A 25,665-nucleotide genomic window follows, 5' to 3' on the forward strand; every position below is an offset into this window, starting at 1 on the left:
ATCAATGACAATCAATCTTATTTATATCGTTTTAGGTTTATCACTCTTGGTCTTTGGTGCTGACCGTTTAGTCGCGGGTGCCTCTAAGCTAGCTGCGAGTTTTAATGTTCCAAGCGTATTGATTGGGTTAACGATAGTGTCATTTGGTACTAGTGCTCCTGAGCTTACTGTCAGTATTCAGTCAGCCGTTACGGGGCAAGGTAGTCTCGCTTTTGCTAATGTGTTAGGCAGCAATACCTTTAATATTCTGTTTATACTCGGTGTATCTGCACTGATAGCGCCGCTGGTGGTTTCACAGGAATTAGTGAAACGAGATATTCCAATGCTAGTGATCGCCAGTTTTATAGTCACTGCATTAGTCTGGGATGGCTGGCTCAGTCAGTTAGACGCAGCATTATTGTGCTTGCTTTTGTTATTTTATGTCGTTTATTTGTTTACCCAAGGCCGTGCGCTTAGCAATAAGAATAATGAACCGACGCCATCACAACAACCAAACCGTTGGCGTGAGCGCGCAGTTAGCATGCTGCTATTTATCGTAGGGCTTGGCTTGTTAATACTTGGTGCAAAACTTATGGTGGATAATGCGGTGCAACTAGCCCGTGCTTTAGCAGTGGATGAAGTAATGATTGGCTTAACTATTATTGCTATTGGCACGTCGCTACCAGAAGTGGTTACCTCAATCATGGCGAGTATAAAAGGGCATGCTGATATTGCGGTAGGCAATGTTATTGGTAGTAATTTATTCAATTCATTGGGTGTACTTGGCGTGACAGGACTTATCAGCGCCACTCCTTTAGAAGTGACAAGCCGTATGCTGAGAATTGATATTTCAGTCATGATCGTTGCAACGATACTTTGTACGCCATTACTTATTTCTGGGTTAATGCTCAGTCGCAAAGAGGGAGGCATCTTATTTATAGGCTACGTCGCATACTTTGTTTACACTTTGATATAATAAAGTTTCAGAAGTTTCTGAAACTTTATTGAATTCATTAAGGGAATTGCTTAGTATGTTTTTGGAGCAAACAATAAATGAGAAAGGACAATGAAAATAATAACATCAGCAGTACTCGGGCTCGTCGCCTATAGTTCAGTGGCCAGCGCCAACCAATCAGTTCATGAACACGATTATCAATATGTGGAAATAAACGGCAACAAACTTGCCTATGCTTGCAAAGGAGAGGGCGAAACGACGGCACTTTTACTAGCTGGTATGGGCCTTGATGCTCATGAAACCTACAAAAACACCATTCACAACATAAAGCCAAAAGGCTATCGCTTATGTTTTTATGATAGAGCGGGCACCGGAAAAAGCACTTTTGCAAAGCCTCGAGTACGGACTATGTTGGAGCTTACACAAGAGCTTGAGGCATTCACTCAAGCCACTAAAATGGATAATTTGGTACTTGTACCTCACTCTTTTGGTGGTTTTGTTGCAAGAGCCTATGCCAACCGAAACCCTGAAAAAGTGAAAGGGATGGTACTTATTGATATCGCTCATGAGTCTTGGTATCACAATATGAAAAGTAAGATGTCCAAAGAAGCTTGGAAGATCATGGATTGGATCGTCAACTGGGAGAGAGATACTCATTCATTAGAAGATTTGGAAGAAGCTTCTGCCCATACAGAGATGTATAAAATTAACCGGAAAATGCCAGTTACGATCCTGTCGCGTGGGATCCCTCATGTGACTATCCGCTCTACCGGCATGAGTTATGCTGATGTTGATGTTTACACTCAAACGTCAAAAGATTCCCAGATAAAACTGCAAGAAATCGGCGACAATGTCACCTCTGTTACCATGAAATACGCTTCTCACCTATTTGATGAGACAGACCCATTTATTGCCATTAAATATATTGAAGAAATGGTGAATAAGGTACAATAATATTTTTTAACCTGAAAGGTTAGTGGTTATAATGCCGCTAACCTAACGAGCAATAATAAAAAATAAAAGCGATGTTTTCTCACCATATAAATAGCTCAAAAATTACTACCTTCTTATTAGCATGCGTGGGAATAGCTGGGTTTGTATTATTTCTATTGGGCGTATTTAGCGCCCCAGAATGGACCTTAATTCTAGACTTTACTGCTAGCTTTTTGTGTTTATTCGTCGCGTTTAAGTTATATCAAAAGCAACTCAGGGCCTTAAATTGGGCTGTGATGCTCGGCGCACTCATGTCCATAGGCGTAGTCGTCGAAGACACCGTAATCCAATTTTCATCAGGACTGTTGTTAACGGTTCAGTTGAATCTAGAAACCATTGCAGTAAAAATCAACTTGCTTGGTTTGATTATCATCACGACTGCGCTCAGGGCAAAAATAAAGCTAGCTAATTCAAAGGAATAATCAATGGAGCTACTTAATTATCTGCAGACGCATTTTATTACCAAAGAGACCTTGCTACGCGAGTCGCAGCTATCTCACTTTGAATTGGCTACGTTAATTGAAAAACGTTTGATGCCAAAAGCCGCCTATAAATTAACATTAAAGCTCGAATGTGATTCTTTCTTTGGCGAGCACAGTGATAAAAGCTGTCTAGAATTTTATCCGCAAGGCGCTTTGGTATGGCTTGGTGCTGTGTTGCAAGCAGAGGATGAAGCACAAGCCTTTTCGCTCTTCAGTCAACGCTATAAAGACCAACTATATAGATTAAAAACGCAAGGTCTTAATCCACAAGATGCAAAACTGGATCAAGACATCGACGCTCACTTAGAAAGTGAATGGCAACACTTTCTTGGTGGTATTTACGGACTTTGTACAAAAACCGGTTTACCTGAGGATATTGCAAATAAAGAAGCCGCTATCGTTATTATCAACGAGTATTTAGCACAAGATGAGCACTTGAGCCCAGATGAACTAACCAACCTTCACCAAGTGGTCGATTTATTAGATGAGGCAAGTGCTTTATTCGCGCCTCATGAGCGTGAACGTAGCTCGCGCAAGCGCTTAATAGACGACGTAAGAGTAAAATTTCCAAAGCCTTTAAGATCATAATTAACGGTTTTTCGCTTTTTAAATCATATGAATTGACTTCACATCCATTTCACACCTGTCCGCATAAAGTGTCTGTAACAAAACAACACAAGGGTCAACAGGCCCGAGGACAGGATGATGAACAAATCACTATTCACCTTATCTCTCGTTGCTGCGTTGTCAGCAACTTCAGTCAATACGCTTGCACAAGATAAAAACACACCTCATGTGCTCATGGTGCTCAGTAGCTATGGCGAAATGGGGGATGATGGCACTTTAAGCAAACCTGGGTTTGAATTTGACGAGCTCAGTAAAGCATATGCCGTGTTTAAACAAAATGGCGTAAAAGTCACATTAGCCTCGCCAAAGGGCGGTGAACCACTAGCAGATAAGTTCGATAAAAACAAACCCTATAATCAAGCATACAGTAACGATACGGCGGCGATGGCGCAGCTTAAAAACACTAAAAGACTGAGTGAATTAGAGCCCGCGCAATTCGATGCTGTGTTTGTGGTTGGGGGTAAAGGCCCAATGTTCGACTTGCATGACTCCAAACCGTTACAGGCAATTATTCGTGATATCTACGTTAACAATGGCGTAATTGGTGCTGTTTGCCATGGTCCTGCGGCATTGGTGGATGTAAAGCTTGAAAATGGAGAGTATTTAATCGCCGGCAAGCGAGTAAATGGTTTTACTAACGAAGAAGAGGCAGCGTTTGGTAAAAAGTGGACCAAACAGTTTCCATTCCTACTTGAAGATAAACTCATTGAGCGTGGTGTATCGTTTGTGCAAGACGGGTTGATGTTGAATCAGGTAAGTATTGATGGTCAATTGATCACGGGACAAAACCCTTTCTCTACGGTAGATACCGCTAAAGCGGTGGTTGCGGCGCTTGGTCTGACGGTAAGCGAGTTACCGCGATTCAAAGACGATGAAAGTATTTTGTTAGTAGAGCAATTCTTTTCAGATAGCAGCAAAGCGAGGGCACGTTATTTAGCGGATAAGTCATCATTTGATCCTATGTTGCTCGGGATCTCTGGTTTATATCAAGCGCAGCATGCGCAAACTGCTCATCAACTTGAAGTGGCCGTTGAGTTAATGCAATTAACCTTTGCAGATATTGATCTCCCCATGCTGTACGAAGCGTTAGTAAATGCACAGCTCAAACTAAATGATATATCTGGTGCACAGTCCACATTAGAAGCAGCGCTCAAAAAGCACGGGACGGCGGAGAGTCTGATTGCACTAAAGGAGAAAGTTTATGGTTAAGCAAAGCTGGAGAAAAACAATGTTAGTAGTGACTGGAATTATCGCAGGTGTTGCCGCTGTTTGGTACGCAGTATTTGGATTAAAGCCATATAGCGTTACGCCGGAGGAATTAGCGCAAATATATAGCTATGAGCAAAAGGCGGTAGAGGTAAATCTTTCACCATTAAAAGCTAATCACTTTGCGCTTGAGTACAAAACGTTTGATGGCGATAAAGTCAATGGGCATATTCTCTATCCAAATAATTATGACGCGACTGAACCAATGCCCGTTATGGTGGGTGTCCACGGTATGGGTCGAAGTGATGTACGCTGGATACAAGAAAGCTTTAAAGGACGTGACACATACGAGCAAACGGATGAACTTACCAAAATGGCACTAGCAAACGGGTATGCTGTGATTGCCATTGATTCAAGAAACCATGGTAAGCGTAAAAACCCAGACTATAACCTTATTGATGTTATGCATGATTTAGATTGGTGGGGAAAACGCGAGCCCTACGAAAACATGGTTATTGATTCGGTAAAGGATCACAGAGTTCTGCTTGATTGGATCGCAACCCAACCGCAATTTGATCAAAACCAAATCAGTGTTGCAGGATACAGCATGGGAGGTCAAATCAGTTTAATTTTAGCTGCACTGGATAAACGAGTGGATAATGTGTTATCAATTGTGCCGCCTTACCTGACTAATGCGGTGGCACGAGTGGCGATTAAAAACTTTGCGACAGCCGTTGATTCTCCCAAGGTGTGGTTGGTTTCGGCAGATGACGATGAATACGCCAGCGAACGTGAAAACGAAGCATTATTCGAAGCTATTGCGAGTGTTAAAAAACATCACGTGGTTATTGAAGGTGAGCATATCTTGCCTGAAGGCTACTATGAAGAATTACAAGGTTGGTATTAATGAAAACAAGCTCACAACTCAATATATTAGTAATTGAAGACAACTCCGCGATTGCAAGTAATATTGCTGATTACTTCGATATGCAGGGACATAGTTTGGACTTTGCTTATACGGGAGAGCAAGGTTGTGAGCTTGCATTAACACAATATTTTGACTGTATTATTTTGGATATTATGCTGCCAGATATTGAAGGGCTTGAGGTCTGCCAGCGATTAAGACTTCAAGCCGACAGGCATATTCCCATCATCATGTTAACTGCTCGAGATACTTTGGACGATAAATTAGCAGGATTTGCGCAGGGTGCGGATGATTACCTCACCAAACCTTTTTCGCTAGAGGAGCTAGTAGCTCGAGTCAGCGCATTAACTTGTCGATTAAATCCCACACCTGCTGCAAGGGCGCTCAGTGTGGGGGAGGCAGATAAACAGGTTACGCTCAATTACCAAAACCAAACGGTAACGCGGGGTGAGACTGCACTCGTGTTACCGCCAATTTTGTTCAATATTCTTAAAATTTTGATGGAAAGTTACCCTCGAGCGGTATCTAAGAGTGAGCTTGTTGAGCGTATTTGGGGCGAGGAGGGCACTGACTCGGATTCTTTACGGTCACATATCTACCAATTACGCAAAGCGGTAGATAAGCCATTTCCAACTGCCATTATTAAAACCATTCACAGCGTTGGCTTAGTGCTGGATTTATAGCTGAAATAGCAATTGAGAAAAATGAAAACAAAACAACTAAGAAACCGCATCATCACTTATTTTGTCTCTATCGTCGTGCTGCTCAGTGTATTATTTTCACTGATCACTTTGCTTTTTAGCTACATCATAGAAGACAGCTTTTTTTATCAAATTTTAGAGGATGAAAGAAAGCAGATAGCGCTTCAAATCGTCAATAACGAGACACCAAAAGCACATTTTGACTTCGTCACATTTCATCCAACAACCGACACCTTACCCGCGGTGGTAAGAACGTTACTCGCTGAGGAGCCAAACCGTAAAGAGTTTAGTGCTGAGGCGGGTAAACATTATCATATCGTCTTTCTAAACAAGCATGACCGTGGACAAGGCATATTGCTTGCTGAAGTAAGCGGTCATCTTGTGGTACGTGAACTTCGAGGCTTGATGCTTGGTTTTTCACTGACCTTATTGGCGATTGGCTTAGTAATTGCGTTATTGTTAGCGCTTGGTACGGTAAAGCTGGCAAAAAAACTACTTAAACCTTTGGATGAGCTAATGGTAATTGTAGAAGCAAGTCCCGTTGAAAACCTCCCGACCAATTTTGCATCTCAGTTTTCGCAAAATGAAATTGGTAAATTTGCACAAACGCTAGAGTCATCCCTTGCTCGTATTCGAGCATTCGTTGAGCGTGAACGCCAATTTACCAGAGATATTTCTCATGAATTGAGAACACCTGTCACCATTTCCCAAGGGGCGGTTAGTTTACTCAACCACACCGAGTTAAATAGTAAACAGCAGGAATTGGTGGCAAGGATAGCGGAGTCTGACCAGCAGATACAGCTAACACTAGAGGCGCTACTTGCCCTTGCCCGAGAAAAAGCCGATACACCGGAGCAGACTAATCTACAATCCGTGATTGAAGCCTGCATTATCAACAATCAAGCGCTGTTTGAGCATAAAGTCCTAACTATCGACTTACCCGACAATGTATTTGTTTTTATGGCTGCGCAGGAGCTAAGATTGGTGGTGCAAAACCTGTTACAGAACGCTGTACATCATAGCCAAGGTGAGCAAATCCATATTCGTTACAGAGATAATACACTAACAATTGCGGATAATGGGCAAGGGTTACCAGAGATCTTTACGGCAAACGAGCAAGCCTTTGAGTCTGGAATGCGCGGTCCCAATAGTTCAGGCACAGGCATTGGGTTATCGCTAGTAAAGCGTCTTTGTGAGAAGTTTTCTGTGGAGGTGATGATTGAAAGTGGCGAAACAGGTGTGTCGGTTCACTTAAAGTTTGCTTAAGATAAAAAGGCACGGTGACTTCTGTTATCGTGCCTTGAGAGAGTTTAATTGAACTTAAGAAAACTCGGCGATAACCAATACTCTCTTGTGTTTAGCACTATAAAAAACAATCCCTTCGCCACCGCCCTCAAAATAAGTGGAGAAGCAGAAGGTACCAAGGTAGGTAAAATCTACGTCATGCTCTTCATCAAAAAAGCCAATTTCACGAGTGGAGTAGTGGCTGTAATTCTCGCCGCTTTGCTCATCCATAGCGTCAAAATAGCGCGTTTCATCATCACCTTCTTCATCCCACAAATAGGCGTCCCAATTGCAACCGAGCATGGGTTGGCCACCTAATTCAAAGAGCAGGTCGCTTTCTTCGTTTTCGTCAAGAGAGTAGTTAAGTCGTTGATGCTTGGCGTAGAAGCTGGCTGCTTGCTGATAGTATTCGCTATAGTCTTCAAAATCCTCCTTATCTTCACTTAGGTTGTCAACATTGTGCGCGTCAACTTGCCACCCAATGTCTGTCAGTGAGTAGGAAATATAAGGAAGGTCGCCATCAAAAATCTCCATAGAAATCGGTAATGCGATAAGTACATTATCATCGCTGGTTGCGTCTAACCTCGAATAGTCAAGTAGCCCTATTGGTAATAGCTGAGTGTCATTAAACGCGACATCTTGGGTGCTCGGGAATGGCTTGTAAAAGTCTGTAGCTTGCAACACTTTTTCCGCAGGACATGCGACCGCCGAATTTTTAATGTAGAGGGCCATAAAACAACTCCTTTTTATGATTTATTTCTTGGTAATTAATACGTTAGGCTCGTATTTGGTGCACACCATATAGCGAGGCGTGTGGAAAATCAATCAGTGATAATAATTGTTCGGGTGTTAGTGTGCCTATCCTTTATATTTGCTCCAAATTTGAGGCTTATTATGCCTATGATAGGGCCATTGCAGTGCAGGATTGTCCGCTATAATACAAACTACATCAGGTGATGAAAGTAGATACGTCATGGAAAATAGAGCATTTAAAATAAAAGTAATGGACCTAGCTGAATTAAAAGTTGCAGCAAAATGGGCTCTGCAAGAAGGGTGGAACCCAGGACTTAGTGACGCACAGTGCTACTATCAAGCCGATCCAAATGGCTTTTTAATTGGCTATCTAGGCGATGAACCTATCGCTTCGATTTCGGTGAATAAGTACGATGATTCATTTGGTTTTTTAGGCTTTTATATCGTTAAACCAGAATATCGAGGTCAGGGTTATGGGATGCAGATTTGGCAGGATGGACTTCAATACTTAGCTGGTTGTAACGTCGCACTGGATGGAGTGGTCGCTCAGCAAGAGAATTACAAAAAATCGGGTTTTAAGCTCGCCTATCGTAATATTCGCTACGAAGGGGTGGGCGGTGGCGAAATGCCTGATTGCACAAACTTAGTGGCACTTGAACGGTTACCGATAGAAGAGGTCATTGCTTATGACAGTGCATTTTTCCCCGCAAAAAGAGTCGCTTTTGTTGACGCTTGGGTTAACCAGCCAGACTGCTACGGTTTCGGTATTAAGCAGGGGGATACACTGGCAGCCATAGGGGTGATCCGCCCTTGCCACGTCGGCTATAAAATAGGTCCGCTTTACGCTGATAGCGCGGAACTTGCAGAGACTCTCTTCTTAGCGCTTAGATCTAAGGTATCAAAAACCGAGACCATCTATTTGGACGTGCCAGAAGTAAATGCAGCTGGTGTTGCGCTTGCACAAAAGTACAAGATGTCACTTTCCTTTGAAACCGCGAGAATGTATACCGGTGAACAACCTGATTTACCATTAACTCGCGTGTTTGGGGTAACTTCATTTGAAATTGGCTAGTTTGATTCAATCGAAGCGGTATTGCTGATAGGTTGAAGTCAATAGCTCAACAAACTCCCGTACCTTTGCGGGAGTATATTGCTTCGACAAGTACAGCGCATGGATTGGATAACTTTCATCGTGAAGTTCAGGTAGTAGCTGTACACAACTGCCCATAGCTAATTCATCTTTAAATGCCCATAGTGGCCCGTAATGCACGCCAAGGCCAGCGTTTACCCAATTCTTTAGTACTGCAACACTGTTGGCGACGAGCTTACCACTTACCGCAACGGCTTCACGATGCAGGCCTTTACCGAGAATGAGCTGATCACCAAGCTTAGGTTTATTGTAAAAGATAAAATCCAGTTTGCTTAAGTCACTAAAGCGTTGTGGTTGTCCCATGCGCTCAATATACGATTTAGAGGCCACCAAGACTCGTGGTACATTGCCTAGTTGTCGGCAGATCAAGGAGGAGTCATCCAATTTGCCAATCCTAATTGCAATATCGATTTGTTTAGTCTTGAGATCTTCAAAATGACTGTCGAGCAGTAACTCGATATTGAGGTCTGGATAGGTGGTTATCATGGTTTGTACCACAGGAGCAATGAAGCGCTCGGCGAAGTCGTGTGGCGCTGCAACTCTTAATGTACCAGAAGGCAGTGTGGAGGTGCCTGAAATCGACTCTTCTAATTCCCTTTTTTCATCTAGTAATTGTTTTACGCCTTTATAGTACTCAAGCCCAACTTCAGTTGCGGCTGTTTGCTTAGTGGAGCGCTGTAAAAGTTTTACTCCTAATCGGCTTTCTAAGTTTGCGAGCTTTCTGCTTACCGAGGAGGGATCGGTACCTATCACTTCAGCCGCAGATTTGAGGCTGCCAGATTCAACGGTAAGAACAAACAAATCTTCTTCAGTAATCGATTTCATAGCGGATGTAAAAAATGCAATTAGTAAATGACTAAAATCACTATACCTGTATCCCTTTCACCTAGCTACACTAAAAGTCGATTGAATATTTTAAGTAGGAGAAATACGTATGTCTAAGCAATTAACAGGTAAGGTTGCGTTTATCACTGGCTCAGCCAAAAATATGGGGAAAAATTTTGCCATTGCGCTGGCAAAGCAAGGCGCTGATCTTGCACTTCACTATCATAGTGCCCATTCTAAACCACAAGCACTTGAAACTCAGAAGGAAGTTGAAGCGCTGGGTGTTAGAACGACGCTAGTACACGGAGATATCAGCAATAAAGCGCAGGTAATGAATATATTTGAGCATATTATTAGTGAGTTTGGCGGCGTAGATATCGTTATCAATAATGCCGGTAATATCAGCAAAAAACCGTTTGTTGAATATAGTGAGGAAGATTTCGACAGGCTATTTGGGGTCAACTGTAAAGGAGCATTTTTTGTGATGCAAGAAGCCGCTAAGCATATTCGTGATAATGGTCGGATCATTAATATGGGCACTTCGCTGTTGGCAGCATTTACTGGAAATTATGCGCTCTATGCTGGCTCAAAAGCGCCACTTGAGCATTTCACTCGTGCGCTGGCAAAGGAAATAGGGCATCGAGGGGTGACCGTCAATACCATTGCACCAGGTCCAATTGACACAGACTTTTTCCATGGCGAAGAAAATGAGCAAACCGTTAATTATTTGCAGTCTGCAAGTGTAATGAACCGACTAGGGCAAGTGGACGATATTACCCCTGCGGTGCTTTATCTTGCGTCGGAGCAATCACGCTGGACGACTGGGCAAACCTTGTTTGTTAACGGAGGCTTTGTCACTCGTTAAGTATGCTATTAGGGCACAAGTTGGTTAGGCGGTTTGTGCCAACGTTTTGTTCGCCAACAAGATGGTAAAAGTAGTGCCATTTCCGGCTTTGGAATTGACTTTTAAGTCACCGTTTAAGTGTTTTTTGACGAGATTATAGGTAACGGAAAGCCCAAGCCCTGCATGACCATGTTGGCGAGCAGTGGTGTAAAAGGGCTCGAAGATCCGGTTTAGGATCTCATTACTCATACCAACGCCTTCGTCTTTGACTCGAATAAGTATTTTATTGTCAGTGATCTCTAAACGAATAGCAGCAAACGGTTGAGTATTAATATCATCGCTATAACCGTGAATTCGGGCATTCTCAAGTAGTTGTAGTAAGGTTTGCTGTAGCGCATTAACGTTGATTTTGACCAGTTGTTCCAGTTTTCCCGTTGCGCTAAATTCAACGCGCATCTTTAACTGAAAACGGGCAGTCTGCTCGCAATAATCGCGGATAACGGCTTCTAGGTCGACAAGTTGCTCAACGTCCGTTTCTTGCTCTGCGGAGATATTTTTGAACTCTTGTACCAACTTTGCCGTTTTGCCAAGATTTCGCTCTGCGATAGACAACCCAGAATCCAATGCTGCCATGATTTCTAAAAACTCAGGGTGCGACAGACGCTGCGCTTTCATGCCAGTTTCCATCACATCCACTTGCTCTTGGCAGGATGATATGGCGGTTATTGAGACGCCAAGTGGGGTATTTACCTCGTGAGCCAACCCTGAGACTAAACTACCTAGGCTCGATAATTTTTCCGCCTCTAACAATTGCTGGTGGATCACTTGAATGTGGCTAAGGAGCTGATTGATGGCAAGGCTAACATCAGTCAATTCATTGTGATTATCAATGTCGATACGTTTTTCAAGACTCGAGCTCTCAATAATGTGGTTGATTTGTGAGCGAATATGATTGATTGGATGTTGAATAGAACGGTATAAAGCGAAGCCAACAGCAATTAAACTCACCAATACGATCACAGAAAAAGTAGTGAGCAGCAGCTTGAGTTGGCTAAATTGTTGCTCGGTTTGTTTCACAATACCGAGTGCGACATCATTTTGTACTTCGGTGAGTACTTGTAATGATGCAGTTAACGGATCGAACTTTTCATAGAGTGCAGTAACAAACTGATTTTGTGGAATAGCTAAAAATGTTCCTTGATTTATCGCGCTTTGGATTGTGGCAATATGCGTAAATACGGCCTGCATTTGAAACTCAATGAGTTCGATCTTGACTTGCTCCGCCGTCACCAAATAAGTATTTAGGTAGCTTTGCCACGCGTCGTTCATGACCTGAGTAGCATCTGCTATTTGCACCAGCACCTCGTCTTTGGAGACCAACCTTGCACGATACTTATGAAGTATGTCGACAATCTGAATCGCACCGTGATCTGATACTTTTTTTATTTGAATAAGCGGCACAACACGATCAGCGTATAGAGATTCTACTTCTGACTCAAGGTGAGCGTAACGATTAAAAGCATATCCAAGCAGTAAGGCAAGCGCAATGACCGGAAACACAATTAGCAGCCATAATTTATGGCGAATATTAATTAGCTCTAGCACTACAGATAACTCATTTTTTACATATCAACTTGAAGTATAAGTGCTGTTGCTAATGTCGCCATTTTTCGTGGTGAAAATTAAAAAAACACAATATGCGACTTGTGTCGCACTTTTTTGTTTGTTAATGTGTGACATCTGTCGCAGTTGTGAGAAAAACAATGAAGCCTAACTCAACCGAACTAATCGTTTTAAAGATCCTTTGGCGTGAACAGCCAAGAACGGGCAAAGAAATTCACACAGAAATTGGAGCAAAGCTCAGCTGGAGCTACTCATCAACTCGAAAAACTCTTGAGAGAATGTGTGAAAAGGGTTATCTCGCCGAGCAAATGCAAGGCAATAAAAAAATATACTCAGCTGTCCTTGCTAAGGTACCGACTCTCGCACTTTATGCTCAAGAGTTTGCAAAGCAAATCATGGAGTTGGATGAGCCTCTTCCAATCGCTATGTTTTCAGATAGTAAGTTAATTGCAGCGGATGAATTAGATGAATTAGAAGCCATGTTAGATGAGTTAGCTAAGACGCAAGGTGATGAAGAGTAAGGTATGGAACTGATATTACTTTCGGTCTTGCTGTGGGTAGTGCTTAGTGGCTTAATGTACGCACTTGGAGTGAAATTTTCCGCTCGGTATGTACAGAATAAAGGACTTTGGTGGGGCGTGCTGGCAGTGACTTTTTTGCCTTGGATCCCATTTGAACATATGGAACAACATAACGCCATTCCAGCCATCTTGTTTAATGCCAACTTACAACAATTTGCAGAGCCGCTGCTGGCAATGACGAAGCGCACACAGGTTGGGTCTGACTGGCTAAACTTGACGCTTTTGGCTGTATTTATGGTCTATTGCGTTGGTCTCATTGCTCATCTTTTGGTACTTGGGCGACAGTTTTGGCGAGTAAAACGCCTTTGTAGTACTGCATCAAAAATAAAACTCGGCACACTGAGTTGCTATCAATTACCAATTACTTGCTCTCCTTTTGTGTTCGGACTGTGGCAACCCAAAGTGTATTTGCCAGTGGAATTTGACACGCTACCAAAGGCCGAGCAGCAAGCACTTATTCTGCATGAGTTAACTCACATAGATAAAGGCGATCATATTGCTGTCGTAATTTGGCGAATACTCGTGACGCTTGCTTGGTTTAATCCGTTTATTGCAAAAATGGAACAGGGCTTTATTCGAGCGATGGAATATCGCTGTGATGAGGTGACGATAGCGAAGCACAGCCTTGACCCTTTGGCTTATAGCAAAGCATTAATGAACTCGTTAAAACGGGCTGCTGCGCAGTCGAAAACGATGAATATGACAGCAAGTTTTGCGTCTAATTCACTGACCTTAGATGACTATAAAAAGCGTTTTAGCGTTATTCTTAAATCTAAAAAGAAGCCAAGTAACCGTGTATTGACAGGGTTTTTTGTGTTGCTTAGTTTAGGTTTAGCCTATGGCAATATTCAGTGGACAATGGGAATGGCGTTGGTGAGTAAAACATGGACATACCCGGTCGCCACCCCTGAAATAACATCCAGGTTTGGGCATATATCAAGCTTTCGTCACAATAAAGCACATCAAGGACTGGATTTAGCTGGCGGCGTTGGTGAACCTGCGATGGCGGTTGCCAGCGGTACGGTCACGATTGCTGATGATAAAACCTTGCCTAAGAATTACGGTAAAGTGGTGTTGATCCATCATGACAATGGTTATCAAAGCCTCTACGCACACCTTGATAGCATTGATGTTGAAGTGGGTGAGCAAGTATCGCAAGGAGAAGTGATCGGTACCATAGGTGAAACCGGTCGAGTCACTGGTCCACATCTACATCTAGAAGCTCTGCATAACAACACGCGCATTGATCCGCTGACCTTATTGGAAAATTAACATGATTAAAAAGCTTTCTATCGCTATTGCAATGATGGCAACTTTCGGCTGCTCGAAACAACCCGAGCAGACTCATTCGGTCAATAAAGCGCCAGAGAACACCTTTGTGTCTGCGCAACCAGATCAAGCGCAAGCTGTTGTACATAATGGATCCGCTGAAGACTCAGTCGCGGCCCAAATCACCCAGGAGCTTAAGCCAGTTCAAGATATTCGTCTACTTGAACTTAAATCGGGTGAGAGTTTAGCGAATCTTTTAAGTAGGTTTGCGTTCAGTGACCGTGATAGTTGGCTGGTAGAACAAGCCGTGAGTGCGTGGACATCACTGACTAAACTCAAGGCTGGACAGTTAATAGAAGCAGAGCTTGTAGACGGACAAGTACAGCAAATCCGCTTTGAATATGCATTTGCACAGGTTATTGAGATTAAAAGAGTAGATGAACACTGGCATGCATCGCTAAGTGAGCTTGAAACCGTCACGCAAACAAAGCGTTTATCGACAAGCATAGATTCTAGTTTTTTTGTGGACGCCAGCAAAATCGGGGTGCCTAACGACATTATTAATCAAAGTATTGTGGCCTTATCTCATCTTGTCGATTTTCAAAGAGAAGTATATGCTGGCGACCAAATCGATTTTGTATTTCAAGAACAGCAGCTTGTGGCAGCCGAAGGTATACTCAAGCAAATCTCCAAACCTATAGAATTACAACATGTTGCGCTACTTTCAGGAAAAGAAAAATATCGCTTATACCGGTTTACTGATAATGGCGGAACGACCGCTTTCTACCACCCTGATGGTACCCTCGCGCAAAGCTTTCTAATGAAAACGCCGCTTAATGGTGCTCGATTATCGTCAAACTTCGGTAAACGTCATCACCCAGTATTGGGCTATACCCGAATGCACAAAGGTATCGATTTTGGTGCGCCTGTTGGTACGCCTATTATGGCTGCGGGTTCTGGAAAAGTACTCAAAGCTGGGTGGGGCGGCAGCTTTGGTAATCGCGTAGTGTTAGATCACGGTAAAGGCTATCAAACACTTTATGCGCACTTAAATGGCTTTGCGAACAGCCTCGAGGTTGGGATGCGAGTAAAGCAAGGCGATGTGATTGGTTATCTTGGGAATACCGGCCTGTCGCAGGCGCGTCACTTACATTATGAAGTGCATAAAGATGGAAAAGCCATCAATCCACTCACCCTAAAACAACCAAAAAACACCAAGCTAAGTGACACGCAATTTGATGAATTTAGCGCGCAGGTTGCACAAATTACCACACTGCTCGATAGCGAAAACGCAAAGCTGGCTCACCATGATGGACAGTCGGGCAGCATGGGTAGCGCTGATGACTAGTGCTGAAAAAAATCGTATTAACAGCCTCGATTTTATTCGCGGGGTAGCAATTCTATGTATTTTACTTATCAACATCGAAAGCTTTGCCTATCCCAATCCATGGGGCAGTTACCAATATGGCTTTATGGCAGATATAGACAGTGAGGTAAGGTACTGGGTTTACGTGTTTGCTCAGGGCAAGTTTTACGGGCTGCTGGCGATGTTATTTGGCGCTGGCCTTACGATTATTCTTCAAAAACAGCCATTTGAATTTGCTATTAAATTAAGTGCGGCAAGGCTAGTGGCTTTATTTATACTCGGCCTTGTTCATGCCTATTGTATTTGGAGTGGCGACATTCTCTATCACTATGCCGTGATAGGAATGATTGCCACCACCGTCATATTACTTGGCATCCGGGCCATCAAAGTCAGCATAGCAATTTGTTTGGCGTTTATGTTAGTTGCAGGTTTTGGCAGAGCAGAACGCACCAACGCCCAATACGATGCTTACCAAGCAGCGCTCAATGTTGACGAAGCGTCTCGCACACGAGACCAGCAAAAAGCGATTAATCGGTGGCAGAATAAAACCGAACCACGGACACCCAGCCATCGTACTTTGGAAGAAACGCTAAACTTAACTGAGTATTGGCAGGAAAACTTTGACAGCCCGCAGGTCCATAAAGGTAAGCTGTTTTATTCAAGTATTTTTTGGTCCACGTTGATGATGATGCTGATAGGCTCACAGTTGTTTCAATGGGGATTGTTCTCAAAGACTAAACTTAGCCCTTTTGCGGTTGTGGCACTGCTTTGCTTGATTGCGGTGTCGTGTTATGCCACTCAAGCTCGCTATTTTCATTGGCTACACAGTTCACATATCCCAGTGTTATCTTACGCTAAACAAATGGTCATCGTACTTAACCGGGAGCTGCAAGCGATTGTTTACTTGGTTTTGTTATCTTTGCTATATAACCGTTGGTTGCATCGCTTCAAATCCCTTGAGGCGATAAATCAAGTGGGTCGATTTGCGCTTAGCAATTACATTGGACAGTCACTGTTATTGGTGGTGATATTTTATGGCTTTGGATTACATAATACGCTAAGTCGCAGTGAGCTCTTACTCTTATGGCTTGTGATTATGGCAGTGCAGCTGCTGTTAAATGTGATTTACGGGCGACTCTTTAAGGTGGGTCCCGTTGAGCGAGTATGGCGCAAACTAACAATTACGTTACATGCATAATCGACTCGAATTTTTTACAAATTCGAACTTCATACCTAAGCTAACTTTGACCTAATATTGAAGTCGACACGTTAGCTTGAGGTAAGGTATGGAAATAGAAATAACACAAGGATGGGATATAGAGTATGCGCAAGCGGCTGCTGAGCTTTACGTTGATGCGTTTGGTAGCAAATTCAAAGCCGCAGTGCCGGATCGCAATAAGCTGATCACTATTATCGCGAAGAGCTTCATCCCAGAATACTCTTTCGCTGCCTTTGCAGACGGCAAGTTAGTGGGGATTGCGGGCTTTCAATATGGCAAAAGCGGTTTTACATCAAATATGGGCTTTTCTGGACTTATTGACGAATTAGGCTTGCTAGGCGGGGTTAAAGCCGCAGCGGTATTTACCCTTTTTGAGCGAAAGCCTGCGCCCAATGAAGTGGTGATGGACGGTATCGCAGTTGCAGCATTGGTCAGAGGACATGGTGTTGGCACTGCGCTTCTAGTGGCACTGCAGCGCTATACCAAACAAAGCGGGTTTCACGCATTACGACTTGATGTAATTGATTCTAACCCCCAAGCAAAAAAGCTTTACATGAGAATGGGCTTTGTTGCCTCCCATCATGAAGATTTTTCTTATCTCAATTGGTTAACTGGTTTTAGCGGGGCAACAACGATGTTGTGGCGCCCATAAGACTGGTTTCCTTTGCTGCAAAAAATAAACGTGAAAGCTAAGCAGACCTTAGGCATTTGCTTTTGCTGTGAAGTAACAAGTAAAATGCCGGACCTTACGCATATAACCAGACACCGACATGACAGCAATAAACCCTGTATCGACCCTCCTGAATCATTTGCAAACCCAAGCCGTACCAAACGAGCTTAGACGTCTATTTCATGGACGTGGTCGTTGCTATGAAGGGCTTGAACAAATCACAGTAGATTGGTTACAAGGTCAGCTCTTAGTCTCTTTATTCAAGGAGCACGACGTTGACTTGATAGCGTCGCTAAAGCAGGCATTATTATCACTTGTGGAGACTGAAGCATTTAACGGAAAAGTCTCTGCTATTTTGCTACAACATCGTTATTTGCCTGATTCAGACCTCGAGGTATTGTATGGTGAATTAACTGCTATGCCTATCGTTGAAGAAAATGGACTTAAATATGGCTTAAAGCTCGGTGTAAAGCAGAACATGGGACTGTTTTTAGATATGCGTTTGGGTCGTGAGTTTGTTAAAGCTCAGTCGGCGGGGGCTCGGGTACTTAATCTGTTTTCTTATACTTGTGGGTTTTCTGTCTCGGCAATTGCGGGCGGTGCTGCCCATGTTGTGAATCTAGATATGGCAAAAGCGGCACTCAAGCAAGGCAGAGTAAACCATCAACTCAATGAACACGACCTCAGTAAGGTGTCTTTTTTAGGCCATGATTTATTCAAATCTTGGGGAAAAGTGCGTAAATATGGGCCGTACGACCTAATCGTAATTGATCCGCCAAGCTTTCAAAAAGGCAGCTTTGCACTGACCAAAGACTATCAACGAATTTTAAGAAAGCTTCCTGAGTTACTTACGCCAAATGCCCAAGTGTTGGCGTGTGTGAATTCTCCCGATGTTTCAAGCCAATTCCTCATTGATGAAATGATAAGAGAGGCACCAACGCTTACGTTTGTTGAACGTTTACAAAACCCACCTGAATTTAAAGACATTGATGAGCAAAGCAGCCTCAAGTGTTTACGATTTAAAGCGGATTAATGTAGCGCAGACTTGATTTTATATTGGTTCAATTTGAGAGATTAAATCCGATGCTAGCGACATTAAAAATGTTTTATGTAGAACTACTAACAAAATTTTTGCTTTGTTTAAATTGATGTATGCACTTGGGTGATGGCTGAATACGTAAGCGGAGCATTGATCTTGGGGTGCGTCAAGTAAGCTATTGGCAGTATGTTTATTCAGGGTAAACCTCACTAGCGTTTTCTACTTTGTATTCATTAGCCGTAGTAGTATCTAGATCGGAAAAACCACCCAACTTGATATTCATATTTGGTATTAGAATCAAGGTTGGGTATTACTATTACAGCTGCAAGATCAAAGTTAGAGTCCACCTTACAAATGATTACGGTATATTTTTATGATTTTGCGCACATTCGATGAGCTTTCTATACTTTGCGGGAGTGATTTTTAATATCGTGCCAAACTCTCTGATAAAGTGTGACTGATCTGAGTATCCACATTCTTGTGCTATTTGAGAAAGTGCGAGTCTCGGATTTGCTTGTAGTCTTTCTTTAGCCTGTCTGGCACGATAAATTCTCTCTAGCTGTTTTGGAGTGATCCCACAGAGTTGCTTCATATTTCTTTCCAGTTGCCTTGCACTCAATGGAGCTTGCTCATATGCCTCATTGAGTGGCACATACGCAGTGAGTAGCTTAACGAGCTTTTGCGTGTAGTATGTCGAGCCATGAAGCGGTACAAGTGTATTTAAACTGGGGGCCAGTAACGATTTGAACGTAAGAAAATCGGATCTGTCTTGCAGTTTTTCTGCAAGTGTAGTTAGTTCTTCAGGCAAAGCAAGTGGGTGTTGAACATGTTGTAATTGTGCGAATCCGCCCGGGTGAAAGCGCACTCCGCAAAACAGTGCCTTCGCGGAGTAGCTAATTTTTCTAGATTGTGTGGCGGTAGACTGCATATAAACGGAATGTGTTAATACTTCTCCATCAATGGCTATGGTTCCTGTTAGGGGTAAAATAAACCCAGTTGCCCCGTCGCTTGGAAGCCAAGTTTCTCCGCGCTTGTGTGATTGTGCAAACCAGATAGCTTGCACATAGTTAGCGATTTCACCTGTTGGGTTTATCAATTCAAGCGTTAGATCTGTGCTCATTGAACTCTACATTCGGCTTAAACATTTTTACGATCCGATTCCAACTATTGATGGCATTAATAGCGATAGTTAACGTAGTCAGCTCTTTATCATCAAATTCTACATTGAGTGTTTGATAAAAAGCGTCGTCAATCATTTGTGCGTTTGTCAGCTTTTCACAAAGCGCTAATGCCAGTTTTTCTTTATTGGAGTATAGCGGCATGTCTTGCCATGCACTTAATCCAATAATACGATTAGTGGTTTCTCCATACTCTAGTGCCTGTTTAGTGTGCATTGCAATACAAAAAGCACATTGATTGATTTGTGATGCTCTAAGTTTAACGAGCTCCCAGATTGAGACTCCAAAAGTTGCATGGGCCTGCTGTTTTAGCAACTCCTCTTGTCCCAATAAGTGCTGAATAAGCTCAGGTGCCTGATTGAAGTAGTCTGCTCTTTTCATCTCTGAATCCTCATGTTTAGTGATACCTATAGTGTAATGAGGTGTAAGCGTTAAAAATTGAAAAAAAACGTCTTTGTAATAAAATTTTAAGGAGGGAACACACAACTCTACTTTAAAGGATGGTTGTTAAATAATGTGTGATGTAAATCTTGCTCTAGCGCTTTATCATTTATCCATACTCAAAAAAATCTGGCTTCAAGCCAGCAACACTTTCACAAATAAACAGCAGCAGGTAGAGCCAGTTAGTTTCGAATTATATAAAACGACTTTTGACATACTGGGCCTAAGTTTATCTCAAGCACATCAGTTACAGTTTCAATATGCTCATGATTACGATCGCTTTATTGATGCAATTGTAACAACTGCTCAGCCGAGCAGTGAAAAAATAGCATTGCTAAAACATGTCACCTGCCACTTCCCTTGCCCCGACAGTTATCAAGAAAAAATAGCTGCTGTTCAAAATATGCCAGATGTACTCACTGAGGACGACCTGAAATGCTGGCAGGACAACGGCTATGTCATCGTTAAAAATGCAGTGAGTGCCGAAGGCTGTGCTAATGCGAGAAACGCCATCCAAGACTATTTGGAGATTGAATTATCAAATCCAAAGACTTGGTATAAGGTTAACCAAGGAAAAATGAGTCGCAGTATGGTGCACTTGGTACAACATAAAGCACTGGAGGACAATCGGAATTCGATGATAATTCATAAGGCTTTTAGCCAGTTATGGCAAAGCGAACAACTGATAGTTTCAGCTGATCAGTGTGGTTTCAACCCGCCTGAAACTGCGCAATCTAGTTTTCAAGGTCCTGATCTACATTGGGATTTAGATTTCTCTAAGCAACTCAAGTTTGGCACGCAAGGGATTTTGTATCTATCAGACACTGAAGAAAAACAGGGTGCAACAACGGTTGTGCCAGGATTTCATACGAAGCTAGAGTCATGGCTTGCAACGGCTCCATGGGATCCATGTATTCCAAACACAGAATACTTACATCAACTGGGTTCCAAAGCAATTGCAGCCAATGCAGGAGATATGGTGATTTGGCATCAGTTTTTACCTCATGGCGGTAGCGCGAATACAGCAAACGCACCCCGTATAGTGCAATACATCAATATGCACCCATTCCCAGAAATGTAGAAAGTGAAAAAATCTCTATTTGGTTAAATTTTGTCTTAACTTGGCGGCGAGCAAACAGTAGTATGATTGTGAAGTTTGGTAGAATGTAGCAACTCACCACAAGGAAAAGCCGTCGATGCAATTAGCACAACTCAATATAGCCACCGCTAAATACCAAATGGATGCGCCAGAAATTCAATATTTTGTAGAAAGTTTAGACCGCATTAATTTACTCGCAGAGCAAAGCCCTGGCTTTATTTGGCGCTTAAAAGATGAAACCGGTAATGCAACAGAGATTAAGGCGTTTGATGATCCAAATATTATCGTGAATATGTCTATATGGCAGTCGGAGCAAGCGCTCAAAGATTTTATGTTTAAAACCGCGCATAAGGAATTTTTGGCGCGTAAAAAAGAATGGTTTCACCGCGCTGAACAGGAAACCTACGTGTTGTGGTGGGTTGAAGAGGGCCATATTCCGACGTTAGATGAGGCAAAAGAAAGACTCGATTACCTGCGTCGTTTTGGAGATTCAGCTTATGCCTTTACGTTTAGAAATAGTTTCACCGAACTAGACGTAAGGGAAAGGGAAGCTTGTGAAGAAGATTAACCTTGTGCACCGATGAAATGATAATCAACCGTAAAGGTGTTGAGCTGTGTGATGTAGTGAATAGCAGTGATGTTGATGGTACACTAACCGCAGATCTTGATGTATGAATTTAACGAAAAATGCACACAGTACTAAGAAGCAAGATAATAGAAGTATGTGATAAAAAAATCGCACAAAAAGGGGATAACGTTGGCGTATCATTTTACGCTTTTTTTGCCAATAAAAACACGAACCCTACACTACTTATGGAAGCGGCGACTTGGTGGATACAAACTCACGAATTAGACCACTTCGAAAAGGCGCTAAAGATAAAAACGATGGTTGAAAGTGGAAAATAGGTCTTAAAGGACATGCTCTTGGGCCATCAATCGAGATGACCCAACCTGGCAGTTACAGCGTGTAAAACGACACAAAAAATACTGCAACAGATGCCAGTGCAAACATAGTGTACTCGGTGATAGTTTGTTTGCGTTTCTCATCATCAGTTTTAGGGGCTGTCGCTATCATTAGCAGACTGGTGACAAACATTGCTAATGAATATAAACATAAAATTGATAAGGTAGCATCTGTAAACATATAAGCCTCGACTTGGTTCCACTCATTTTAACTACGTGCATCATGGCCACACAGATCAACCTCAATACACGTTTATTTAAGTTGTATTCGCTCCGAATTACAGTAAATTATACTGTGTTTTTAGGGGTTTCTGAAAGGAGTAAAAGATGCAAGTTGAGTATTTTGTGGTTGACGCATTTACGCGTAAACGTTTCGGTGGTAACAACGCTGCAATCGTTGAGGTTGAAAATTGGCTTAGCGACGCTCTAATGCAGCAGATAGCCATCGAAAATAACCTTTCCGAAACCGCCTTTTTGAAGTCGATTGGTAACAATCATTATGAGATCCGGTGGTTTTCTCCAATAACTGAAATTGACTTTTGTGGTCATGCAACGCTCGCCGCTGCGTATGTACTTTTCAATCACAAGAGAAAATCAGGTGAGATAAAATTTCAAACCCAAGAAGTCGGGACACTCACTGTTAAGCAGGAGGCTGATGGTCGCATTGTGATGGAGTTTCCGAGCTTAGCCCCTGAGTTAGCTGAAGCGCCCGACGCACTGCTGGAAGGGCTTAACGTAACAACGACGCAGGTACTTAAAAATCGTCAAGCATACTTTGTGATTGTTGAGACTGAGCAGCAAGTTCGTAGTTGTGAGTACGACAGCGACAAACTGAAAATTCTTGCGCCTTTTGATGTTGTGGTGACAGCAAAAGGCGATGAAGTTGATTTTGTATCGCGCTACTTTTGGCCCGCCAATGGGGGAGATGAAGATCCGGTTACTGGTTCAATTCATGCTGGGTTAGCGCCGTACTGGGCTAAAATGCTAAACAAGCAGAAGCTTCTTGCACATCAGGCTTCAAAGCGGGGCGGTGAGCTCTTTTGTGAAGTGACGGATACGAATGTCATCGTGTCTGGGTTTGGTGTACTTTACGCAAAAGGAATGTTTGAAGTTGATGACAAATAAAATTCGCTTTATAAAGGCAAAAGACAGCGACTTTGACTACCTAGTGGCGCTGCGTAAAGCGACCATGGTGCCGCACTTAGAAAATGCCGGACTGTTTTTGACTGAAGCTGAACATAAAGCCCGAGTATTATACGAATACTCAAGCTCATATCTGATACACGCGAACGAAAAGTGTGTTGGCTTGGCTAAGTTTAAGCAACGTGAATATGACTATTACCTCTTTCAGCTGCAAATAGAGCCCCAGCAACAAGGAAAGGGGCTCGGTGCGCAAGTCATTAAAAGCTTGATAGAAACCTACTCAACATTGCCTTGGGTATTGACGGTGCTCAAAGCGAATCCCGCGAAGCGTTTATACGAAAAGTTGGGATTTGTGCAGTTTGATGACGATGCACATGAGTTTCATTTTAGGCGTGAACCTAATCCCTAAATTTAGTATTCTCTAGACAATTTAAATTTAAAAGAGTTGTTATGGCAAAACAAATATGGGTAGATGCGGATGCCTGTCCCGTGGTGATAAAAGAAATGCTCTTTCGCGCAGCTGTGCGCACTTCTACCACGGTTACGTTGGTTGCAAACCAATATCTAAAAACGCCCCCGTCTCCTTTTATTCAAAAGCTTCAAGTCCCAAAGGGATTTGATATTGCGGATAACGAAATCGTGAAGCGCGTTACTGAAGGTGATTTGGTTATTACCGGCGATATTCCACTGGCTGATGAAGTCATTGAGAAAAAGTGCACCGCACTCAACACGCGTGGTGAACTGCTGACGAAAGAAAACATAAAGTCTCGCTTAAATATTCGTGACTTTATGGACACGATGCGTGCCAGCGGCGTACAAACTCAAGGGCCACCGCCTTTGTCTCAAGCTGATAAGCAAAATTTCGCAAATCAATTGGATACTTGGATCACCAGAAACACAAAGGGATAGGTATGGCTTATAAGGCAAGTTGTTTGTGTAAAGCGGTTCAAGTTGAGATCCGTGGGCCTATCAGCGATATCATTCATTGTCATTGCTCTTTGTGTCGTAAGTCTACAGGCACAGCTTATGCGACTAATGGCTTTGTGCTGTGGAGTGATTTTGTGATTCTCAGTGGCGAAGAGGCACTAAACATCTTCGAATTTAAACCTGGAAGAAAGCGCCATTTTTGCAAATATTGTGCGAGTCCAATTTTTAGTTCGAATGAAAGCGATCCAAAGCGGGTGAGGTTAAGACTTGGCATTTTGGACTCGGATATCAAAGAGCGGCCAATATCACATAATTTTGTCTCTTCAAAAGCCAATTGGGACGACTTAGACACGCCGCTTCCTCGTTACGATGCATTTGAACCTAACCGCGATTTATCAACAACATCAGGAGGTAATTTGTGACGGGTATTAGTGATTTATGTCAATTATTAAAAGACATTTCGCCAGTGCTTGATGAAACACCTTATGTATTTTGTACCGTGCAAAAAAGCTTTGCTGAGTGCTTGATTTTCAATCCAATTGCGACTTTTATGGAGCGCGAAGGGTTAACGCTGGTGGTCACCAAGCAAATGGCAGACGAGCACGAATTGGGTTACAGCTGCGTGATGAATAAAATTACCTTGCAAGTGCATTCGAGCTTAGAAGCCGTGGGGTTAACTGCCGCATTTTCCAATGCGCTAAAAGATGTTGATATTAGCGCGAATGTAATTGCGGGCTTCTATCATGATCATATTTTTGTGCCTGTAAACGATGCTAAGCGGGCGGTACACGCGATACAAACGTTGGCAAATTGACACTGATAAATATTGAAGATTGTTAGGTAGCATGAAAGTTTACTTTAAAAGAATGGCCTCCAAAGGTGTGTGCCCACCGAGAAAGCCGCTTAAGAAAATCCTTTGGTCTTGGGTTGGTGCAATGGTGGGGATCTTGTTGATTACGGTGATTTCTAACCTCGCTTTACCGTATGGTGTTGGCAGCGCATTGCTCATTGGCTCTTTTGGTGCAACTGCCGTTTTACTCTATGGCGCTCCTATGGCAGAGTTCTCACAACCGAGGAATTTACTGGGCGGGCATTTCTTTTCGGCTTTACTCGGCGTGAGTATCTTTATTTTGCTTGGAGGAGAGAGTCTGTTTGCAGCACCGCTTGCGGTATCGCTTTCAATTGTCGTGATGCACTTTACTCGAACTTTACATCCACCCGGTGGCGCGACTGCGCTAATTGCCATTATTGGTGGTGAGTCTGTTCATAACCTGGGATATATGTATGCATTTTATCCCGTGTTAGTGGGGGCTGTGCTGATGTTATTGGTCGCGCTGTCTGTAAACAATATGTCGCGTAACCCCAAGCGGCATTACCCCGTTTATTGGTTATGACTATTTTATATAAAAATTTAAAAGGACAG

Annotated in this window: 31 protein-coding genes; 25 read left to right on the forward strand and 6 right to left on the reverse strand. The window is 42.8% G+C overall.

Going from position 1 to position 25,665, the window contains the following annotated elements; genetic code table 11:
• Positions 1 to 4: 4 nt before the first annotated feature.
• The 8 genes from CWC03_RS09370 (at position 5) to CWC03_RS09405 (ending at position 7,134) form a co-directional block, all read left to right on the forward strand.
• Positions 5 to 955 carry a calcium/sodium antiporter gene (locus CWC03_RS09370; RefSeq protein ID WP_138581657.1) on the forward strand — a complete coding sequence of 317 codons (951 nt, stop codon included), beginning with the start codon at positions 5 to 7 and terminating at the stop codon, positions 953 to 955.
• A 90-nt stretch (positions 956 to 1,045) separates the two neighbouring features.
• Entirely contained in the window at positions 1,046 to 1,888 is an 843-nt protein-coding gene (locus CWC03_RS09375) for an alpha/beta fold hydrolase (protein WP_138581659.1), read from the forward strand.
• Between the two features lie 290 nt (positions 1,889 to 2,178).
• On the forward strand, positions 2,179 to 2,349 hold the full coding sequence (locus CWC03_RS23770) for a hypothetical protein (protein ID WP_249313991.1): 171 nt from the start codon (positions 2,179 to 2,181) through the stop codon (positions 2,347 to 2,349).
• Between the two features lie 3 nt (positions 2,350 to 2,352).
• A complete protein-coding gene (locus CWC03_RS09385; protein WP_138581663.1) occupies positions 2,353 to 2,997 on the forward strand; it encodes a DUF6058 family natural product biosynthesis protein in 645 nt (214 codons plus the stop codon).
• A gap of 117 nt (positions 2,998 to 3,114) precedes the next feature.
• A complete protein-coding gene (locus CWC03_RS09390) occupies positions 3,115 to 4,245 on the forward strand; it encodes a type 1 glutamine amidotransferase domain-containing protein (RefSeq protein WP_138581724.1) in 1,131 nt (376 codons plus the stop codon).
• Positions 4,238 to 5,149, forward strand: a complete 912-nt coding sequence (locus CWC03_RS09395; RefSeq protein WP_138581665.1) for an alpha/beta hydrolase — start codon at positions 4,238 to 4,240, stop codon at positions 5,147 to 5,149. The genes CWC03_RS09390 and CWC03_RS09395 overlap by 8 nt, the downstream gene beginning before the upstream one ends.
• Positions 5,149 to 5,850 carry a response regulator transcription factor gene (locus CWC03_RS09400; RefSeq protein WP_138581667.1) on the forward strand — a complete coding sequence of 234 codons (702 nt, stop codon included), beginning with the start codon at positions 5,149 to 5,151 and terminating at the stop codon, positions 5,848 to 5,850. The genes CWC03_RS09395 and CWC03_RS09400 overlap by 1 nt, the downstream gene beginning before the upstream one ends.
• A 21-nt stretch (positions 5,851 to 5,871) precedes the next feature.
• Positions 5,872 to 7,134, forward strand: a complete 1,263-nt coding sequence (locus tag CWC03_RS09405) for a sensor histidine kinase (RefSeq protein WP_138581669.1) — start codon at positions 5,872 to 5,874, stop codon at positions 7,132 to 7,134.
• Between the two features lie 54 nt (positions 7,135 to 7,188).
• On the opposite strand, the gene CWC03_RS09410 is transcribed toward CWC03_RS09405, so the two are convergent.
• On the reverse strand, positions 7,189 to 7,884 hold the full coding sequence (locus CWC03_RS09410; protein WP_138581671.1) for a hypothetical protein: 696 nt from the start codon (positions 7,882 to 7,884) through the stop codon (positions 7,189 to 7,191).
• Positions 7,885 to 8,125: 241 nt separating this feature from the next.
• Between CWC03_RS09410 and CWC03_RS09415 the strand changes: the two genes are divergently transcribed.
• Positions 8,126 to 8,977, forward strand: coding sequence for a GNAT family N-acetyltransferase (locus CWC03_RS09415; protein ID WP_138581673.1), 852 nt, complete (start codon positions 8,126 to 8,128; stop codon positions 8,975 to 8,977).
• A 6-nt stretch (positions 8,978 to 8,983) separates the two neighbouring features.
• Here the strand turns inward: CWC03_RS09415 and CWC03_RS09420 are convergent, their stop codons facing one another.
• Positions 8,984 to 9,880, reverse strand: coding sequence for a LysR family transcriptional regulator (locus tag CWC03_RS09420; RefSeq protein WP_138581675.1), 897 nt, complete (start codon positions 9,878 to 9,880; stop codon positions 8,984 to 8,986).
• A 109-nt stretch (positions 9,881 to 9,989) separates the two neighbouring features.
• On the opposite strand from CWC03_RS09420, the gene CWC03_RS09425 reads away from it, so the two are divergent.
• Positions 9,990 to 10,745 carry an SDR family oxidoreductase gene (locus CWC03_RS09425; RefSeq protein WP_138581677.1) on the forward strand — a complete coding sequence of 252 codons (756 nt, stop codon included), beginning with the start codon at positions 9,990 to 9,992 and terminating at the stop codon, positions 10,743 to 10,745.
• Positions 10,746 to 10,769: 24 nt separating this feature from the next.
• Here CWC03_RS09425 and CWC03_RS09430 read toward each other — a convergent pair whose 3' ends face one another.
• Positions 10,770 to 12,329, reverse strand: a complete 1,560-nt coding sequence (locus CWC03_RS09430) for a sensor histidine kinase (protein WP_138581679.1) — start codon at positions 12,327 to 12,329, stop codon at positions 10,770 to 10,772.
• 158 nt (positions 12,330 to 12,487) lie between these two features.
• Between CWC03_RS09430 and CWC03_RS09435 the strand changes: the two genes are divergently transcribed.
• From CWC03_RS09435 to CWC03_RS09460, 6 genes are all read left to right on the forward strand, one after another.
• On the forward strand, positions 12,488 to 12,868 hold the full coding sequence (locus tag CWC03_RS09435) for a BlaI/MecI/CopY family transcriptional regulator (protein WP_138581681.1): 381 nt from the start codon (positions 12,488 to 12,490) through the stop codon (positions 12,866 to 12,868).
• A gap of 3 nt (positions 12,869 to 12,871) precedes the next feature.
• Entirely contained in the window at positions 12,872 to 14,200 is a 1,329-nt protein-coding gene (locus tag CWC03_RS09440; protein WP_138581683.1) for a M23/M56 family metallopeptidase, read from the forward strand.
• Between the two features lies 1 nt (position 14,201).
• Complete coding sequence (locus CWC03_RS09445; RefSeq protein WP_138581685.1) at positions 14,202 to 15,545, forward strand: M23 family metallopeptidase; 1,344 nt, start codon at positions 14,202 to 14,204, stop codon at positions 15,543 to 15,545.
• Positions 15,505 to 16,761 (forward strand): DUF418 domain-containing protein, encoded by a 1,257-nt coding sequence (locus CWC03_RS09450; RefSeq protein ID WP_249313992.1) that lies wholly within the window; start codon positions 15,505 to 15,507, stop codon positions 16,759 to 16,761. Before CWC03_RS09445 ends, CWC03_RS09450 begins: the two co-directional genes overlap by 41 nt.
• Before the next feature lie 88 nt (positions 16,762 to 16,849).
• Complete coding sequence (locus CWC03_RS09455) at positions 16,850 to 17,434, forward strand: GNAT family N-acetyltransferase (protein ID WP_138581687.1); 585 nt, start codon at positions 16,850 to 16,852, stop codon at positions 17,432 to 17,434.
• Positions 17,435 to 17,552: 118 nt separating this feature from the next.
• Positions 17,553 to 18,485, forward strand: coding sequence for a class I SAM-dependent methyltransferase (locus CWC03_RS09460; RefSeq protein ID WP_138581689.1), 933 nt, complete (start codon positions 17,553 to 17,555; stop codon positions 18,483 to 18,485).
• A 364-nt stretch (positions 18,486 to 18,849) separates the two neighbouring features.
• On the opposite strand, the gene CWC03_RS09465 is transcribed toward CWC03_RS09460, so the two are convergent.
• Together CWC03_RS09465 and CWC03_RS09470 are read right to left on the reverse strand one after the other, a co-directional pair.
• A complete protein-coding gene (locus CWC03_RS09465; RefSeq protein ID WP_138581691.1) occupies positions 18,850 to 19,611 on the reverse strand; it encodes an AraC family transcriptional regulator in 762 nt (253 codons plus the stop codon).
• Positions 19,589 to 20,050: a carboxymuconolactone decarboxylase family protein gene (locus CWC03_RS09470; protein WP_138581693.1), complete on the reverse strand. Its 462-nt coding sequence runs from the start codon at positions 20,048 to 20,050 to the stop codon at positions 19,589 to 19,591. Before CWC03_RS09470 ends, CWC03_RS09465 begins: the two co-directional genes overlap by 23 nt.
• A 133-nt stretch (positions 20,051 to 20,183) precedes the next feature.
• Between CWC03_RS09470 and CWC03_RS09475 the strand changes: the two genes are divergently transcribed.
• From CWC03_RS09475 to CWC03_RS09485, 3 genes are all read left to right on the forward strand, one after another.
• Complete coding sequence (locus CWC03_RS09475; RefSeq protein WP_138581695.1) at positions 20,184 to 21,191, forward strand: phytanoyl-CoA dioxygenase family protein; 1,008 nt, start codon at positions 20,184 to 20,186, stop codon at positions 21,189 to 21,191.
• 115 nt (positions 21,192 to 21,306) lie between these two features.
• Positions 21,307 to 21,777 carry a DUF3291 domain-containing protein gene (locus CWC03_RS09480; protein WP_138581697.1) on the forward strand — a complete coding sequence of 157 codons (471 nt, stop codon included), beginning with the start codon at positions 21,307 to 21,309 and terminating at the stop codon, positions 21,775 to 21,777.
• Positions 21,778 to 21,896: 119 nt separating this feature from the next.
• Positions 21,897 to 22,115: a DUF6500 family protein gene (locus CWC03_RS09485; protein ID WP_138581699.1), complete on the forward strand. Its 219-nt coding sequence runs from the start codon at positions 21,897 to 21,899 to the stop codon at positions 22,113 to 22,115.
• 52 nt (positions 22,116 to 22,167) lie between these two features.
• Here CWC03_RS09485 and CWC03_RS09490 read toward each other — a convergent pair whose 3' ends face one another.
• Positions 22,168 to 22,353 (reverse strand): hypothetical protein, encoded by a 186-nt coding sequence (locus CWC03_RS09490; RefSeq protein WP_010604566.1) that lies wholly within the window; start codon positions 22,351 to 22,353, stop codon positions 22,168 to 22,170.
• A 146-nt stretch (positions 22,354 to 22,499) separates the two neighbouring features.
• On the opposite strand from CWC03_RS09490, the gene CWC03_RS09495 reads away from it, so the two are divergent.
• From CWC03_RS09495 to CWC03_RS09520, 6 genes are read left to right on the forward strand one after another with little or no spacing between them, the layout of a single operon-like run.
• A complete protein-coding gene (locus CWC03_RS09495) occupies positions 22,500 to 23,297 on the forward strand; it encodes a PhzF family phenazine biosynthesis protein (RefSeq protein WP_138581701.1) in 798 nt (265 codons plus the stop codon).
• A complete protein-coding gene (locus CWC03_RS09500) occupies positions 23,287 to 23,724 on the forward strand; it encodes a GNAT family N-acetyltransferase (RefSeq protein ID WP_249313993.1) in 438 nt (145 codons plus the stop codon). The genes CWC03_RS09495 and CWC03_RS09500 overlap by 11 nt, the downstream gene beginning before the upstream one ends.
• A gap of 41 nt (positions 23,725 to 23,765) precedes the next feature.
• A complete protein-coding gene (locus CWC03_RS09505) occupies positions 23,766 to 24,224 on the forward strand; it encodes a YaiI/YqxD family protein (protein WP_128726317.1) in 459 nt (152 codons plus the stop codon).
• A 2-nt stretch (positions 24,225 to 24,226) separates the two neighbouring features.
• Positions 24,227 to 24,664, forward strand: coding sequence for a GFA family protein (locus tag CWC03_RS09510; RefSeq protein ID WP_138581705.1), 438 nt, complete (start codon positions 24,227 to 24,229; stop codon positions 24,662 to 24,664).
• On the forward strand, positions 24,661 to 25,056 hold the full coding sequence (locus CWC03_RS09515; protein WP_138581707.1) for an ACT domain-containing protein: 396 nt from the start codon (positions 24,661 to 24,663) through the stop codon (positions 25,054 to 25,056). Before CWC03_RS09510 ends, CWC03_RS09515 begins: the two co-directional genes overlap by 4 nt.
• Before the next feature lie 31 nt (positions 25,057 to 25,087).
• Positions 25,088 to 25,636, forward strand: coding sequence for an HPP family protein (locus CWC03_RS09520; protein WP_138581709.1), 549 nt, complete (start codon positions 25,088 to 25,090; stop codon positions 25,634 to 25,636).
• The last annotated feature ends 29 nt before the right edge of the window (positions 25,637 to 25,665 follow it).

The organism is Pseudoalteromonas sp. S2755 (assembly GCF_005886535.1).
Lineage (GTDB): Bacteria > Pseudomonadota > Gammaproteobacteria > Enterobacterales > Alteromonadaceae > Pseudoalteromonas.